The organism is Streptomyces sp. CBMA123, assembly GCF_014596465.1.
Lineage (GTDB): Bacteria > Actinomycetota > Actinomycetes > Streptomycetales > Streptomycetaceae > Kitasatospora.
Genome location: NZ_MECK01000449.1, coordinates 1 through 2010, shown reverse-complemented (window position 1 = coordinate 2010; position 2010 = coordinate 1). Strand labels below are relative to the sequence as shown.

At 78.2% G+C, this 2010-nt stretch carries 2 pseudogenes; both read left to right on the top strand.

The window, feature by feature from the left end:
- Positions 1-148: 148 nt before the first annotated feature.
- Positions 149-568, top strand: a pseudogene (locus tag BG452_RS33870) (hypothetical protein); the annotation flags it as partial.
- Positions 569-957: 389 nt separating this feature from the next.
- Positions 958-2010: pseudogene (locus BG452_RS33865) on the top strand (CbxX/CfqX); the annotation flags it as partial.

Genomic DNA, 2010 nt, shown 5'->3' with positions numbered 1-2010 from the left:
CCCACCCCCCCGCCCCCCCCCCCCCCCCCCCCCCCCCCCCCCCCACCCCCCCCCCCCCCCCCCCCCCCCCCCCCACCCCCCCCCCCCCCCCGGCCGGCCTCCGGCGGCCCCCCCCCCCCCCCCTCCCACCCCCCCCGGGGCCCCCGCCTGGCCCGGGCGGCTGCGCGAGCAGGTCCTGGAGCCGCTGGCGGCCGGCCGGGACGCCGAGCACCGGGTGTACGACTGGACGCTGCGCCGCTTCGCGGGCACCGCCCGGGTGCCGGCCGCGCCGGTGGTGCTGGTGGAGGGGGTCGGGGCCGGGCGCCGGGAGGTGCGGCCGTGGCTGGCCCGGGTGATCTGGATGGAGTTGGACGCCGCCGCGGCCCGGCGGCGGGGCGAGCAGCGGGACGGGCCGGAACTCGCCGGGTTCTGGGCCGCTTGGGCCCGCGCGGAGGCGGCGCACTTCGCCGCCGACCCGAGCCGTCCGCACGCCGCGACGCGGGTCGACGGGGTGACCGGACGGATCGCGCCGAGCACCGTCGGTGAACCTTCAACTAGGCCCTTGACCTGCGACATCACCAGGACCTAGGTTCTCCTCAGCCGCCGGAACCCACCGTTCCGGCCGCTTCGGACCCGGCGTCCCCGGCTTGTTCCCCCGTGAGCCGGGGGCGCCGTCCGGTCCCCTCCCCCGACCCGCCCGGCCAGCGGTGTTTCGGCCATCCGGCGGCTCAACCACCGTGCGCGCGATCGCATTTGACCCTGTGCGGCACCCTTCCGGATCAGCCCCGCGCCGGTACGATTCCCGGTAGGCGCGTATGCGCCCCGGGGGCTCGACGACCACCGGCCCGGCCGCGCACAGGCGATCCGCCGGCCGAGCCCCGGGCCACACCGCGGGGGGCGTGAGTGACGACGGTCGACAGTTCCGACAGCACGGCGGGCGGCCCGGACCGGCTCGCCGACCGGGCCTGGCAGCGGGCCATGGACGCCTACACGGCGGGCGCCTACGCCCGGGCCGAGGAGGAGTTCCGGGCGGCCGTCCGGCTGGACCCGGGGATGGCCGACGCCTGGCTCGGCCTGCACGCGCTGCGCAGCGACACCTCGGCGGCACTGCTGGCCATGTACCGCAACCAGAACCGCTTCGGCGAGCAGCGGCGGCTGCACCGGCGCCCGCTCAGTTCCTGGTACTGGCTGGGCTGGTGGGTGCAGCCGGTGCTGGAGGACGCCCGCGACCTCGCGCTGGCGCACGCCTCGCACTGGCTGGACGGCCGCCACCTGGCCGAGCTGGACCGGGCGTTGGAGCAGTGCCCGGCGCCCAGCGAGGACCCGTCCGCGCAGTTCCTGTACGCCTGCCGGTCCTACCTGCTCAAGGACTGGGAGCAGCTGATCCGGGACACCGACCGGTTACTCGACGACCCCCTGCTCGGCATCGAGGCCGGACTGTTCGCGGGCATGGCCCGGGTGCGGCTGGACATGTGCGCCCAGGCGCAGGCCCCGCTGGCCGCCTCGCTGGCCCGCTGCCGCTCCGAGCAGCCGCAGCGCAAGGAACTGCGCTACTGGCTGGCCCGGGCGTACGAGGGGGCCGGGCGCAGCGCGGCGGCGCTGCCGCTGTACCGGGCGGTGCACCGGGCGGATCCGGCGTTCATGGACACCTCGGCCCGGCTGACGGCGATCTCGGCGGAGGACGCGCTCGCGGACGGGCTGCTCGCGGACGGGCGCTCGGGCGGGCTCGACGGCGCCAGACTGGAGGGTGCCGGGATCGACGGCGCCGGGCTGGACGGCGCGGGGATGGACGGCGCGGGGCTGGACGCGGGGCTCGACGCGGGCCTGGACGGTGCCGGACCGGGCAGCGGACCGGCCTTCCAGGACGACCCCGGGTACGCCGAAGGACCGCTCTACGACGCCGAGTTCGGCACCGGCACCGCACCGATCGGCGGCGGTCCCTCGGTGGACGCCACCCTGGTGGACGGCCCGCTCGCCGCGCCCGAACCGGACACCGCCCCCGCGGGCGGCGCCTCGCAGGCGACCGGTGAG